At 62.0% G+C, this 13017-nt stretch carries 16 protein-coding genes; 13 read left to right on the top strand and 3 right to left on the bottom strand.

What is annotated here, in order from left to right; translation table 11 throughout:
* Positions 1-61: 61 nt before the first annotated feature.
* Positions 62-1426: an exonuclease domain-containing protein gene (locus tag ACP8IT_RS08025; protein WP_490289876.1), complete on the bottom strand. Its 1365-nt coding sequence runs from the start codon at positions 1424-1426 to the stop codon at positions 62-64.
* Positions 1427-1526: 100 nt separating this feature from the next.
* A complete protein-coding gene (locus tag ACP8IT_RS08020) occupies positions 1527-2060 on the bottom strand; it encodes a TetR family transcriptional regulator (protein WP_023017269.1) in 534 nt (177 codons plus the stop codon).
* Between the two features lie 161 nt (positions 2061-2221).
* Between ACP8IT_RS08020 and ACP8IT_RS08015 the strand changes: the two genes are divergently transcribed.
* Positions 2222-2989, top strand: a complete 768-nt coding sequence (locus ACP8IT_RS08015; protein ID WP_023028949.1) for a hypothetical protein — start codon at positions 2222-2224, stop codon at positions 2987-2989.
* 1 nt (position 2990) lies between these two features.
* Positions 2991-3530 carry a hypothetical protein gene (locus ACP8IT_RS08010; RefSeq protein WP_490289875.1) on the top strand — a complete coding sequence of 180 codons (540 nt, stop codon included), beginning with the start codon at positions 2991-2993 and terminating at the stop codon, positions 3528-3530.
* Here ACP8IT_RS08010 and ACP8IT_RS08005 read toward each other — a convergent pair.
* Positions 3517-4416, bottom strand: coding sequence for a YbjN domain-containing protein (locus ACP8IT_RS08005; protein ID WP_490289874.1), 900 nt, complete (start codon positions 4414-4416; stop codon positions 3517-3519). The genes ACP8IT_RS08010 and ACP8IT_RS08005 overlap by 14 nt on opposite strands.
* Before the next feature lie 137 nt (positions 4417-4553).
* Here ACP8IT_RS08005 and hisD point away from each other — a divergent pair, with 137 nt between their 5' ends.
* From hisD to ACP8IT_RS07950, 11 genes are read left to right on the top strand one after another with little or no spacing between them, the layout of a single operon-like run.
* The gene (hisD, locus tag ACP8IT_RS08000; protein WP_490290600.1) at positions 4554-5864 is read left to right on the top strand and encodes a histidinol dehydrogenase; all 1311 of its coding nucleotides are present in this window, start codon (positions 4554-4556) and stop codon (positions 5862-5864) included.
* Entirely contained in the window at positions 5865-6977 is a 1113-nt protein-coding gene (locus ACP8IT_RS07995) for a histidinol-phosphate transaminase (protein WP_490289873.1), read from the top strand.
* Between the two features lie 3 nt (positions 6978-6980).
* Positions 6981-7583 carry an imidazoleglycerol-phosphate dehydratase HisB gene (hisB, locus tag ACP8IT_RS07990; protein ID WP_237791747.1) on the top strand — a complete coding sequence of 201 codons (603 nt, stop codon included), beginning with the start codon at positions 6981-6983 and terminating at the stop codon, positions 7581-7583.
* 3 nt (positions 7584-7586) lie between these two features.
* The gene (locus ACP8IT_RS07985; protein ID WP_023017276.1) at positions 7587-7754 is read left to right on the top strand and encodes a hypothetical protein; all 168 of its coding nucleotides are present in this window, start codon (positions 7587-7589) and stop codon (positions 7752-7754) included.
* Complete coding sequence (locus tag ACP8IT_RS07980) at positions 7751-9001, top strand: MFS transporter (protein WP_490289872.1); 1251 nt, start codon at positions 7751-7753, stop codon at positions 8999-9001. Before ACP8IT_RS07985 ends, ACP8IT_RS07980 begins: the two co-directional genes overlap by 4 nt.
* 3 nt (positions 9002-9004) lie before the next feature.
* A complete protein-coding gene (hisH, locus tag ACP8IT_RS07975) occupies positions 9005-9637 on the top strand; it encodes an imidazole glycerol phosphate synthase subunit HisH (RefSeq protein ID WP_278722843.1) in 633 nt (210 codons plus the stop codon).
* A 13-nt stretch (positions 9638-9650) separates the two neighbouring features.
* Entirely contained in the window at positions 9651-10439 is a 789-nt protein-coding gene (gene priA, locus ACP8IT_RS07970) for a bifunctional 1-(5-phosphoribosyl)-5-((5-phosphoribosylamino)methylideneamino)imidazole-4-carboxamide isomerase/phosphoribosylanthranilate isomerase PriA (protein WP_284610100.1), read from the top strand.
* Positions 10440-10442: 3 nt separating this feature from the next.
* A complete protein-coding gene (locus ACP8IT_RS07965; RefSeq protein WP_284830854.1) occupies positions 10443-11213 on the top strand; it encodes an inositol monophosphatase family protein in 771 nt (256 codons plus the stop codon).
* Positions 11214-11245: 32 nt separating this feature from the next.
* Entirely contained in the window at positions 11246-12016 is a 771-nt protein-coding gene (gene hisF, locus ACP8IT_RS07960) for an imidazole glycerol phosphate synthase subunit HisF (protein WP_284897776.1), read from the top strand.
* Positions 12013-12375 carry a phosphoribosyl-AMP cyclohydrolase gene (gene hisI, locus ACP8IT_RS07955; protein WP_284897777.1) on the top strand — a complete coding sequence of 121 codons (363 nt, stop codon included), beginning with the start codon at positions 12013-12015 and terminating at the stop codon, positions 12373-12375. The genes hisF and hisI overlap by 4 nt, the downstream gene beginning before the upstream one ends.
* Positions 12375-13010, top strand: coding sequence for a TIGR02234 family membrane protein (locus ACP8IT_RS07950; protein ID WP_490289871.1), 636 nt, complete (start codon positions 12375-12377; stop codon positions 13008-13010). The genes hisI and ACP8IT_RS07950 overlap by 1 nt, the downstream gene beginning before the upstream one ends.
* Positions 13011-13017: the final 7 nt, after the last annotated feature.

The raw sequence follows: 13017 nt of genomic DNA, 5'->3' as shown, positions 1-13017 counted from the left end.
CAGGGTCGTGAGTATCCGCCCTTATTGGACTGGAGAAATAGCTGGGTGGTTCCCTGCGGGTTTAAAAAGGCGGCTCGGCGTCGAGCTCCAGCTCAGAAAAGAGCTGGGCACCGGACCACATGGTGATGTCCTGGCCCTTTTCCTGCAGCTCTTCGGCGCGCTTTTCCTTGGAGGTCTTCTTTGCCCATTCGCCGACGACAAGCAGCGTGGTCTTCTTGGTGACGTTTTTGCCCACTTGCCCGCCGCGCTTGGCGATGCCCTGCCACAGCAGTCCCTTATCGTACGGCTCGAAATCGCCGGTCAGGGTGACGTGTTGGCCGTAGAGTGCGCCTTGAGGATCGGCGTCGAGGTTGGGATCTGGAATGGTATCTGGGGTGGCAACGGCCTGCCACGGCGCCCGGCCGGAAGACGCGGGCTTCTTGTTGGTTCCGGCGGAACGGGTGGAATCGCGGAAATCGGTGCCGGCGCCCAGATCGTCGCCGGAGGTGGGCGCGGTATGCGCGCGCAGAACCGGCAGGATGGCCGAGGATTCGAGCCGGCCGAGGCTAAACTCGCGGGTGGTAAAGAGATCGGTGATGCTTCCGGTATGCCCGAAGCGCTGGGCCAGCCCCGTGATGATGGTGCCGGCGGCGCGGGCGTCCTCGGTGGCATCGTGGTGGGTAAAAGAGGCACCGCCGAGGTGCTTCACGACGGTAGGAAGCTTGTGGTTGGCCACCGAGATAACACCTTGCTTGGAAGCGTCCCGGGACAAAGCGAGCGAGCAGGCCAGCGGGACGGTGGGGACATCGGCGCCGGCGGCCAGCAATCCGGAGCGCAGCGCTGAGGAGTCAAACTGGACATTGTGCGCGACGATGACATCGCTGCCGATGAAATCAAACAGCTCTGCGGCCGCTGTGGCAAAGGGCATTGCTCCTTCGACATCGGCGGCGGTAATACCGTGGATGGAGATATTGACTTCGGCAAAGTGCTCCAAGCCTGGGGGAGGGGTGCACAGCCACGACTGGGACGCGGTTTCCCCGCCATCGCGGTAACGCACAGCGCCGATCTGGCAGATGGAACCCCAATTATCATTGGCGGTTTCTACATCAACCGCGACGAAATCAAGCCCCGGGTTGCCCACGGAGGATTCTTCGCTAGAGGATGGGGCTGCGGCTTCCGCGGGTGCATCGCCCTGCTGCGCCGCCTTAATGGCGCGCGCCACGCTGTGGGGGTCTTGGTGCGGGGCGAAGGCAATGCTGCCGGCGCTGCCTAAGGACAACGAACCAAAACCGGTGGCGGTGGGTTCGTGGGCGCGCAGGTCATCGATGGCATCAAGGGCGATTTCTGCGGTGGCAGGCGCGCCCAAGCTGCGCGAGAGCAGGCTGCGGTGAAGCACGACTTTTTCCGCAGTGACATCGATCAATACGCCATGCGCGGGATACGACACGAAAATGGCCTTTCTTCTGAGGTGACTATCTAGGAGGGCTGCTGCACAGAGATCGTACTCGCTTGTGCTTGGCGGAAATCCGCCGCGGGGGTGAAGCGTTTTAATCCGCCTCGCTGTGCTGCAATCCGGCATTGATAATCCGCACGCCACGCACCAAATCGGCGCGGTAGTCCGCCGCGGTGGTCCCGCCGGTGGTTTCTAGCAGCTGGCGCTGGGATTGCTCGAGCAGCGTGGCGCCCAGGACGAGGTGCACGGCGGAAAGGGCAGCGGCCTTGCGTGCGGCGGCATCGAAATCGGGGCAGGTGGCGGAGCTAAACTGCGCGACGAGGTGATCCCAGGCCTGGGAATCCGGCTGCGAGAGGCCGGCGATGGCTACCTCCGCGCCATCGCGCCGGGCCAGGAGCAATTCGCGCAGGTGCAGGCTAATCTCTTCCAGCGTGGATCCGGCGACGGGGGCGATAATATCTTCGGCAAGAGCGGCGATGAGCGCCTGCTTATTGGCGATGTGCCAATACAGCGCCCCCGGGGCAACGCCGAGGGAGGAGGCGACGCGGCGCATGGTGACATCGGCAAGCCCATACGTATTCAATAGGGTCGTGGCGGCGTCGATGATGGCCTCGCGATGTAGTTGCACAGTGGAAATTGTACGTGTTTCGCCGCGCTAAGGAATAGCTCACAGGTACTTTTCAGACTGCAATAATGTCCCTTGCAAACTTGCATTGTTAGGATTGCGGGGACATAAGAACCCGTCGTGAGGCGGCTTCGCATTCGAAAGATTGATTCAGGAGCTCTCCCTTGTCCTTTTTGACCCCTGCTAAGAAGTCCCTTTTTGCGGTCGCTATGGTTGCCCCGCTTGCCTTAGCTGCATGCAGCTCAGATGACGAGGACGATTCGACGAAGACCGCGTCGTCTTCGTCCGCCTCCTCGTCTACTGAGACCTCCGCAAAGGAATCGGCGAAGAAGTCTGAGGACAAAGACGCCGACAAGGATAAGAAGGAAAAGGAAGAAAAGGATAAGAAGAAGGCCGCCGAGGACCCTAAGGACAAGGGCGAAGAAGGCGGCAATGAGGGCGCTAATACGAACCCCATGCACAACGGGGACGATCCCTTCGCCAACGCCCAGGACATTAAGCCCATTGAAGGCGGACAAGAAGCCAACGATGGCGATAAGCAGGCCATTGAGCAGCTGGTTCGCGGGCAGCATGAGATTGACAACGTCAAGGAATACTTTGGCTACATGCCAGCCCACGCCTGCCGGGCCGTGCGCGAAGGCGAGTCCGGGGATTTCCAGCAGTACCTCAACTACGTCGATAGCCTGCCCAACCAGTCCTTTTCCGAATACGCAAACTCCATGCGCCAGCAAGGCCAGGGCAATCCCCAGATCAACGAATTTGCCAACCAGCTAGAGGCCATTCCTACCTCCACCAAGCTGGAATCGGTCAATGACGTTGTGGTCAACGGCGATGACGCCTCCGCCACCGTGAGCGTGTCAAACTCGGAAGGTACCGATACCTCCACCGTTCGTTTCCGCCGCGAGGACGGCAACTGGACCTTCTGTAACTAAAGTGTCTTCCCGCCAAGCTCGCTTGCCCCGCACTCTCGGTTTTGGTGCGGGGCTCCTCGCGTGTTCCCTGCTCGTTTTCGGCATCTGCGGCGCGCTCTGGGGTTTTATGCGCCCCACGATGACCGGCCGCGCTGTCGAAGGTGGCGGCTATGCCATTGAAGCGGTGGGCAACGCGCAATTCGTTGCGTTTATGACCTTTGCGCTCGCTACGGGTTTCCTGGGGCTGTGCCTGGGGCTAGCCGCATTTGTCCAGCGCCGCGGGCGCGGTCTCGCGATGTTGCTGTGGGTGGGGGCATGCGCCTTCGCCGGTGCCGTGTCCTTCTACGTCTTTGGCGGCATCACCGCGACGCACCCGCCGGAGAACCCAGGCGATGTCGTGGAGTTTGCGCCGAACTTTTCTCCCGCCGTGGTCTGGGCGGTAGCGCCATTTTTGGCCATGTTTTCCTACTGGTGCACCGCGTTTATTAGCTCCGACGCGGACTGGGAAGTTGTGGGGCGAGAGGCTGCGGATGAGCCGCAACGGGAAGTTACGCCCACTTAACCGGGGAGCTGCCGCAAAATTCCCGCGCGATTTCATCGATAGCGTGCAGGATCGCATCGAGGCTCTGGCTTAAAACCCGCTGCAACTGGTCTTGGCTTAGACCCGCCCCAATAAGCGTCGGCACGTCGACGTGGACGTGGAGGCCGTCGTCGCTGGCGCGGCAGTAGGCCGTGGCACTGTGGCTTATCAAGTTCCAGTCATTGCAGATCAAAAACAAACGGGTGAACTCGTGCCCATCCGCATTGAGAGCCCACCGGCCGGTAATGATGAGGCTTGGCCCAGAGTCGAGGGTGAAGGTGCAGGCGATGGAATTGACCAGGGCAAATAGGCAGATGTCACCATCGCTATGAAAGCGGTCGATGCCTATCTGTGGCAGAGCAGCAGCGAGGAAATCCAAGGTGAACGCGGGCGGCGCGGTGGCATCGTCTGGCGCCAGCAGCAGCTCTGGTTCTTGGGCAAGGGCTGGAAATTCGCGCGTCGCGACGCTCATGAGCACCTCGGCGCCGCGGAGCGCGGCGGGCACAAACGCGGCCAATTGATCGTGGGTTGGTGCCGTCCCGGTGGTGAAGTGGCTCTGCCCACACAGCACCAGCGAGCCCGCCTCGTCATAGTCCAGCAGGGCGGTGGGGTAGAGGCAATCGGCATTCCACGTGGTGATGAAGCGGGACAGCTCGGCGGCATCGCCCAGCGCAACCGCACCCCGCGGAGTGGTGTGCAGGTGGATTACCACACCGTCGGCCTGCGACACAGACACCAAGGTGGAGCCCTCCTGCCCATGGGAGATGACGAGTTCTCCAGTAGGTAGCGCCCAATAGGAAAAATCATTCTCGCGGACGATGGCGCGCAGGTGCCGCTCAAGACTGGTGGATTCAAATTCGATCATCATGCACCGCACACTCGCCCTCGCTGGAATTTGCTTTGAGTCTATCGCCCAAGAGGGTGTTCCCGCGGCGCTTTGGGCGATAGTATATTGGTTTGTCTACAGATATAGCCCACGGTGATCAACCAGAAAGTGAGCCAGGAATGCTTCGAACCATCGATCTCCGCGGTCAACAGCTCCGCCCCGCTACGCTGCGCCGCGTCCTTCCGCGCGGCGGCACCGATGTGAATTCCGTCATGGGGACCGTCGTGCCGATGGTCAATAAGGTGCGCGATGAGGGCGCCCAGGCGGCGCTGGATTATGGGGAGCAATTCGATGAAGTGCGCCCGCCGTCCCTGCGCGTGCCTGAGGCGGAACTGCAGCGGGCCGCCGACGAGCTTGATCCCCTGGTGCGCGCGGCCATCGAGGCCTCCATCGAGCGGGTGCGCCGCGTGCATGCGGACCAAAAGCCGGAGTCGCACACCACGCAGCTGGCCCCCGGCGCCACCGTGACCGAGGTATTCCGCCCCATCGAGCGCGTTGGCCTCTATGTTCCCGGCGGCAAGGCGGTCTACCCGTCCTCTGTCATCATGAATACCGTGCCCGCGCAAGAGGCCGGTGCCTCCAGCCTGGTGGTTGCCTCCCCACCGCAAAAGGAGGACGGCGGCCTGCCGCACCCCACGGTCTTGGCCACGTGCCACATGCTGGGCGTGGAGGAAGTATGGGCCGTCGGCGGGGGCCAGGCGGTAGCTCTTTTGGCCTACGGCGATGCGGACGAAGACGTAGAGCCCGTGGACATGATTACCGGGCCGGGCAATATCTTTGTCGCCGCGGCCAAAAGGGCGGTGCGCGGGGTGGTAGGCACCGACGCGGAGGCCGGCCCGACCGAAATCGCCATCTTGGCGGATGAGACCGCGAACCCCGTCTACGTGGCCTACGATCTCATCTCCCAGGCAGAGCATGATCCGATGGCGGCAAGCGTGTTAATTACGGCATCGGAAAGCGTGGCCCAGCAGGTGCAGCAGGAGGTCGAGCGCCGCTATACGGCAACGGAGAACTCCGCCCGCGCCGCCGAGGCCTTAACCGGCGAGCAATCCGGCATCGTCCTGGTGGATTCTCTGGAGGCGGGCATCGCCGTGGCGAATGCGTATGCCGCCGAGCACCTAGAAATCCACACCGCGGATGCGCGCGCCGTGGCAGAGCGCATCAACCACGCCGGAGCCATTTTCGTCGGCGCGTATTCCCCGGTGCCCTTGGGGGACTATTCGGCCGGTTCCAACCACGTGCTGCCCACCTCGGGCACGGCGCGGTTTTCCGCGGGGCTTTCCACCCACACCTTCCTCCGGCCGGTCAACCTCATCGATTATGACCGCGGCGCCCTGGAAGAAATCGCCCCCAACGTCATCGCCTTTGCCAATGCCGAGCGCCTTCCCGCCCACGGGGAGGCCATCCGCGCCCGATTCGAGGAGAAATAAATGGCCCAGCTACATGACCTACCGCTGCGCGAGGAATTGCGCGGCGAGACCGCCTATGGCGCCCCGCAGCTGCGGGTGGCCTACCAGCTCAATACCAACGAAAATCCTTTCCCGCCTTCGCCCGCGCTTGTCGATGCCCTCGTGGACGAGGTCCGCCGCTGCGCCAGCTCGCTCAACCGCTACCCAGAGCGCGATGCGGTCGAACTGCGCACCGAGCTAGCCCGCTACGTTTCGCAGCAAACCGGCGTGGATGTCACCTACGAGCAGGTCTGGGCCGCCAACGGCTCCAATGAGATCCTGCAGCAGCTGTTGCAGGCCTTCGGCGGGCCCGGGCGCAGCGTGCTGGGATTTACGCCGTCGTATTCCATGCACCCGATCCTGTCTGCCGGTACCCACACCCGGTTTATCGAGTGCCCGCGCGATGAGAACTTCGCCATAGATATGGACCGCGCCCTGGCGGCGGTGGCCGAGCACCAGCCTGACGTCATTTTTGTCACCACTCCGAATAACCCCACCGGTGGGATAACCAGCCTGGAGGATATTGCCGCGCTTATCGATGCCGCCCCCGGCATCGTCATCGTCGACGAAGCCTACGCCGAGTTTTCTTCCTCGCCGTCCGCGACGAGCCTGTTGGAAAAATACCCCACCAAGCTCGTGGTGTCGCGCACGATGTCGAAGGCCTTCGACTTTGCCGGCGGGCGCCTGGGCTACTTCGTGGCGGACCCGGCCTTCGTGGAGGCCATCATGCTGGTGCGCCTGCCATATCACCTCTCCGTCTTATCCCAGGCCGCGGCCACTGTGGCCCTGCGCCACAGCGCAGACACCCTCGCCACCGTGGAAACCATCGCCGCCGAACGTGACATGGTGGCAGGGCGCCTGCGCGAGATGGGTTATACCGTCATGCCGAGCGAATCTAATTTCCTTTTCTTTGGCAATTTTGCGGATCAACACCGCGTGTGGGAGCAGTTCTTGGATGAAGAGGTACTCATCCGCGATGTAGGGATCGACGGGTACTTGCGCGTGACCATCGGCCTGCCAGAAGAAAATGCGGCCTTTCTGGCTGCGGCGGAAAAACTAGCGACTACAGTAGGAGCGGATACTTCAAAGGAGTGATTTATGACAAACCGTGTGGGGCGTGCCCAAAGAGCAACATCGGAATCGGACATCACCGTTTCCATCGACCTTGACGGCACTGGGAAAAGCGACATTTCCACTGGGCTGCCGTTCTTTGACCATATGCTTACCGCATTTGCCACACACGGGCTCTTTGACCTGCAGGTTAAGGCCACCGGTGACGTGGAGGTAGACGCCCACCACACCGTGGAAGATACCGCCATCGTTCTTGGTCAGGCCCTGCGCGAAGCAGTGGGGGATAAGGCCGGGATCCGCCGCTTCGGCTCCCAATTACTACCCATGGATGAGGCGCTGGTAGAGGCGGTCGTGGACTTTTCGGGCCGCGCCTACTTCGTGATGAATGGCGAGCCGGACCACCTGCAGTGGCAGGTCATCGGCGGGCACTATGCCACGGTGATTAACCGCCACTTCTTCGAATCCTTGGCCACCCACGCAGCTATTACCCTGCACGTCAACGTGCGCTACGGCCGCGATCCGCACCACGTGACCGAGGCGGAATACAAGGCGGTAGCCCGCGCGCTGCGCGCTGCCGTGGACCACGATCCGCGCCAGACCGGCATCCCTTCGACGAAGGGAGCCCTGTAGCCCGTGCAGTTTATGATCCTCATCCTGTTTCTGGTGGCAGGCCTCTTGGTAGGAGGGGCCTGGTCCGCGTATCAGCAGGGCTCGAAGTTCTTTACGGTCGTCGCCGCGCTTTTAGCCGTTATCACCGCGGCCGCGGCCATTGCCTGGATGGTTGGAGGCTTTAGTAAATGAGCGAATCTCAAGAGACCAATATTTGGAAGGTGCCCGGCTATACGCCGACGATGGTAGCCATCGCCGCCGCCTTTGGCGCTTGGTCCATCCTGCTTCCCGTGGTGCCGCTGGCCGTCATTGACTCCGGCGGTTCCGCGACCCTGGCGGGTGGATCCACCGGTATCTTCATGGCCTTTACGGTTGCCACGCAGATCATATCGCCGTGGCTGTTGCGCCGCTGGGGCTACAGGCGCGTGATGGCGCTGTCCGCCTTTACCTTGGGCGTGCCGGCCTTCGGCCACCTGTTGGGTACCGAGGCCTGGATCGTCTTGCTATTTTCCGCCATGCGCGGGGTGGGCTTCGGCGCCCTCACCGTGTCCGAATCCGCGCTGATTGCAGAGCTCTCCCCGGTGCGTCTGCTGGGCAAGGCCACCGGCATGATTGGTGTATTTACAGGCTTGGGGCAGATGATCTTCTTGCCGCTCGGCCTGTTCATGGCGGATTCCTTAGGCTACGCCTCGACCTATATCACCGCCGGCCTCATTGGCTTCTTGGGCTTTGCCATGTGCCTGCGCATCCCCAAGATCAAGGTCACCTTGGCCGAGGATAATGATGAAGAAGTCAATATCATTCGGGTTCCTACCTGGAAGCTGGTTGCGGTTCCGGCCTTGGCCTTGACCACCTTCTCCATGAGCTACGGTGCCATTTCCTCGTTCTTGTCCCCTGCGATGCAGGAGCTCGATGCCGCAAGGGGCGCCAGCCTCGCCGGTATCATGCTGTCCATCGTGGGCGGCGCGGCGATGATCTTCCGGTACTTCGCCGGCGTGGTGGCAGACCGCACTGGGGCCCCAGGCAGCCTGTACATTCCAAGCCAGATCATGGCGATCATCGGCGTCGGGACGATTTCGCTGACCCTATTTATGGAAAGCTCCATCTGGTGGCTGGTGCTCGGCGCGGTTCTATTCGGCGGTGCCTTCGGTATCGCGCAAAACGAGGCCTTGCTATCCATGTTTGACCGGCTGCCCCGCGAGCGCGTCTCGGAAGCCTCGGCCATTTGGAATATTTTCTACGATAGCGGCACCGGCTTGGGCTCGACCCTGCTCGGCGCCATGGTGGCGGGCTACGGCTACGACGGTGCCTTTGGGGCGGGGGTTGCGATCCTCATCGCCGGTTTGCTCCTTACCACGGCGGACTTCATCCTGGGCCGGACTCGCGTGAGCGAGACCAACGATATCCGCACCCGTTTGCGTCGAATGCGTAAGGTATAGCCCATGACAAAATCGGTGGTGTTATTGGACTACGGCGCGGGCAATATTCGCTCCGCCCAGCGTGCCCTCGAGCGCGTCGGGGCGGAGGTAACCGTCACGGCGGATCCTTATCAGGCCCTCGAGGCAGACGGGCTGCTGGTTCCCGGCGTGGGCGCGTTCGATGCCTGCATGACAGGGCTTAGGGCAGTGAATGGGCCAAGGGTCATCGGCCAGCGCCTAGCAGGGGAGCGGCCGGTCATGGGCATTTGTGTGGGCATGCAGGTGCTTTTCGATGCCGGCGTCGAGCACGGCATCCACTCCACAGGCTGCGGCGAATGGCCGGGGACGGTCGAGCGCCTGCAATCCGACGTGTTGCCGCATATGGGCTGGAATACCGTCGAGATGCCAGATGGCAGCGCCATGTTTGCCGGGCTTAATGCCGATGAGCGATTTTATTTCGTGCATTCCTACGGCGTTCGCCGCTGGGAATTGGAAACTGTCATTACCCGCCCGCCGCTGGTGAGCTGGTCCACACACGCTGGCGATTCTTTCGTGGCGGCGGTGGAAAATGGCGCGCTGTGGGCCACGCAATTCCACCCCGAAAAATCCGGGGATGCGGGCGCGCAGCTATTGGAAAACTGGATGCACACGCTCTAGGTAGGATGAGACCATGACTTTTACGCTTTTGCCCGCAGTCGATGTCGCCGGCGGCAAGGCCGTGCGTTTGGATCAGGGAGAGGCCGGCACCGAAAAGGTCTACGGTGCCCCGCGGGATGCAGCCCTTGAATGGCAGCGCCAAGGCGCCCAGTGGCTGCACTTTGTTGACCTCGATGCCGCCTTTAATCGCGGTTCCAACCACGAGCAGATGGCGGGGATTACCCAAGAACTCGGCATTAATGTCGAGCTTACCGGTGGCATCCGCGATGATGCCGGGGTAGAGCGCGCGCTGGCTACCGGCGCGAACCGCATCAATATTGGCACCGCCGCCTTAGAGAACCCAGAGTGGGTAGAAAAGATTCTTGGGCACTATGGCGAAAAGGTCGCCGTGGATTTGGCGGTGCGCTTAGAAGATGGCGAATGGCGCACGAAGGGCAATGGCTGGGTCTCCGATGGCGGGGATCTCTGGGAGGTGCTCGAGCGCCTCGATGCCGCAGGATGCCAACGCTTTGTGGTCACGGATGTGTCCAAGGACGGGACGCTTTCTGGGCCCAATGTGGAATTATTGCGCGAGGTAGCAATGGCAACCGATGCCAAGGTCACCGCCTCCGGTGGCATTTCCTCCCTGGCGGATGTTAGCGAGCTGGCCCGGTATGAAAATGAGGGCATCGATTCGGCGATCATCGGCAAGGCGCTATATGAGGGAAACTTCAGCCTGGAGGAGGCGCTAGCGGCGGTGGCAGAGGTAGAGCCGCTGCCCGCAGAGGTGCCCATCGATCCTTATGACCCCGAGGAAGGGTAATCAATGATGGATCCGCGCGAGTTGGTGGCCTTCGCGGAGGCGGCCGTTGACCAGGTTGAGCCCATCTTTCGATCCGGCATCGGGGCGCCGCCGGCCCACTTTAAAAGCCGGGGCGATTTTGCCACAGAGGTGGACTTGGCCATCGAAAAGCAGCTGCGCGACATACTTCAGCAGATGACCGGCATCCCGGTGTACGGGGAGGAATCCGGCGGTAGCATCCACGACACCGTGTGGGTTGTCGATCCGATTGATGGGACCGCAAATTATTCCGCGGGCAATCCCATGGCCGGTATCTTGGTGGCTTTGGTTCACGAGGGCCAGCCTGTCGCGGCCATCTCGGATTTTCCCCTCTTGGGCAGGCGCTTGGTTGCCAGCGACGGCTCGCCGCTGCGTTCTGCCGGTGGGCCGTCCGGCGGTTTCGGTGGCGGGGAAGAGTCCCCAGAATTCGATGATGCCCGTGGACACGTGGGATGTTTTTCCAACCTTCCCACTGCGGCATTCCACGAGCTGCGCGAATCCGGCTTGCGGCCGCGCATTACGGGCTCGGTGGGGCTAGATAATGCCTTCGTGGCCCAGGGCGTATTTGATGGCGCAGTGAATTTCTCGCCGCACCCGTGGGATAACGCGGCGGGAGCGCTCCTTATCAAGGCCGCTGGGGGCATCATCACGGATCCGGAGGGCAATCCGTGGACCGTGCAGTCGCGGGGTATGGTCTCTGGTACCCCGCAGGTGCACGAGACAATCCTGGAAATCCTATCTCACCACTCAAATTAACCCTGACCGACTTGTGAAGGAGTAAGCCCCGCATGGCTGTAGCCGTACGCATTATCCCGTGCCTTGATGTGGATCAAGGCCGCGTAGTCAAGGGCGTGAATTTTGCGCACCTGCGCGATGCAGGAGACCCCGTGGAATTAGCCGCGCGCTATGAGCAATTGGGCGCAGACGAGTTGACGTTCCTCGATGTATCCGCCTCCAAACACGGCCGGTCCACCATGCTCGATGTGGTACGCCGCACTGCCGATCAAGTCTTTATTCCGCTTACCGTGGGCGGGGGAGTGCGCAGCGTTGACGATGTCCGCGAGCTCCTGCGCACCGGCGCGGATAAGGTATCGGTCAATACCGCCGCGATAGGCAATCCCGTCCTTCTGCGCGAATTGGCAGAAGTCTTTGGTTCGCAATGCATCGTCCTATCAGTCGACGCGCGGCGCACCGACGCGGCGCACGCGCCGTCAGGATTTGAGGTCACGACGCACGGCGGGACGACATCGGCTGGCATCGATGCCGTGGAATGGGCCCGCACCGGCGCAGAGCTAGGTGTGGGGGAGATCCTTTTAAACTCCATGGACGCAGATGGGACGAAGGCCGGATTCGACCTCGAGCTTCTGCGCGCGGTGCGGGAAACGGTAAACATTCCCGTCATCGCCTCCGGCGGGGCAGGCGCGGCAGCTGACTTTCCACCCGCCGTCGAAGCAGGCGCCGATGCCGTGCTGGCAGCGAGCATTTTCCACTTTGGAGAGGTAGAAATTGGCGAGGTCAAAAAGGCGCTGGCAGAGTCCGGATACGAGGTGCGCCGGTGAGCAATCCCGCAGATTATGAGCTAGACCCGCAGGTTGCGGCGCTGCTCAAGCGCAATGAGCAAGGGCTCGTGCCGGCGGTTGCCCAATCCGATTCCGGTGAGGTATTGATGCTTGCCTGGATGGATGACCACGCGCTTGCCCACACGCTGGCGACGCGCAAGGGCACTTATTTCTCGCGCTCGCGCGGCGAGTATTGGATTAAGGGCGAGACCTCCGGACATACGCAGGACGTGCTCGGTGTGCGCCTTGATTGCGATGGCGATACCATCTTGCTGACCGTGCGGCAGCGCGGCGCGGCGTGCCACACTGGAGACCGGACCTGCTTCGATGCGAGAGTTCTTTTAGGGGATGATTCCTGATGACGAGGCGACTTGGCCCGCTCCTTATTGCGGTGGGCACGGCGGTGCTGTGGTTTTCTTCCCGCAGCACCTGGGTAAAAGCGGTCAGCGAGGACGATAAATCGGGCTCGGCAACCAATGAGATCGTGGGTTCCGCGTGGTCCCTAGAGCTGATGGCATTGACGCTGGTCCTCCTGGCCGGGGTGCTCGCTGGCCTGACCCTGCGCCGAATGGGGCGGCGCATCGTGGCCATTGTGTGCGCCCTCGCCGCGGCCGGCGCCGCGTGGAGCCCCATTAGCCTGCTGACCAGCGGTGCTGACGCCCAGCGCGCGCAAAAAATATTGCAGGGCGCGTCCGCGAATGAGAACGCGGTGGATTCTGCCGCAATCTCCGAGTGGGCGACCGTCATCTCGGTGGAGGTCACCAAACTTGGCCCCATCGTGGCCATTATTGGTGCGGCCCTAGCGTTCTTTGGCGCCGTCCTCCTCGCCCAGAACCCAGGCAAGGACAAGGCCAAGGCATCGAGCAAGTACGAAACCCCCGCCGCCCGCCAAGAAAAGCTGGCGGAAGATTTGGAGACCTCATCCGATTCCGGCCGCGTGATGTGGGACGCGCTCGATAGCGATATCGACCCGACCGATGTGGGCCGCAAATAGCCCCGTT

This window comes from Corynebacterium sp. LaCa_23 (assembly GCF_058182375.1).
The sequence above is the reverse complement of the archived record's forward strand: the minus strand, read 5'-3'. Positions and strand labels throughout refer to the sequence as shown.